Annotated in this window: 1 protein-coding gene and 1 pseudogene; one reads left to right on the top strand and one right to left on the bottom strand. The window is 41.8% G+C overall.

The features are described from left to right. Positions 1-196, top strand: a pseudogene (locus CIK04_RS26700) (cysteine synthase A); the annotation flags it as partial. A gap of 79 nt (positions 197-275) precedes the next feature. Here the strand turns inward: CIK04_RS26700 and CIK04_RS34155 are convergent. Continuing rightward, on the bottom strand, positions 276-489 hold a 214-nt coding region (locus CIK04_RS34155; RefSeq protein ID WP_325205865.1), incomplete at its 5' end, for a hypothetical protein.

The following is a 489-nucleotide window of genomic DNA, read 5'->3' as shown; positions in this document are numbered from 1 at the left end:
CSTCGCGCTAATGGAAGAAGAAGGTATCTTGGCGGGTATTTCATCAGGAGCTGCAGTAGTGGCAGCAAACCGCCTTGCTGAACTCCCTGAATTCGAAGGAAAAACCATTGTCACCGTACTACCTAGCTCTGGCGAACGTTACCTAAGTACCGCCCTATTTGCAGGCCTCTTTACTGAGAAAGAGAACCAGCAGTAATACGGGTTCAAATCAATTTTTTCGTTCAAAAAAGCCCCATTCAGCTTTTTTGTTGATCCTTGCCTCACCTTTGGTAATATCAGGGTGTTTTATTTTTAGCTTCAAAATAAAGAAGCGATAAAGAAAGTTTTTGACATTTATGCAACAAAGCATAAAGCGTATTACATAAACTTTTGACTCGTATCTGCTTCAACACGCTTGCTCCCCTCGTGCTCTGGCGCGGTTCAAGTAAAGCGGTTAAGCTAAAACGAGTCTTGACTAACAAAAATACATTCAATTGGGGTATATCACAT

The sequence above is a fragment of the Vibrio sp. 03_296 genome (assembly GCF_002265885.1).
This window is presented reverse-complemented; position numbering and strand designations above follow the sequence as displayed.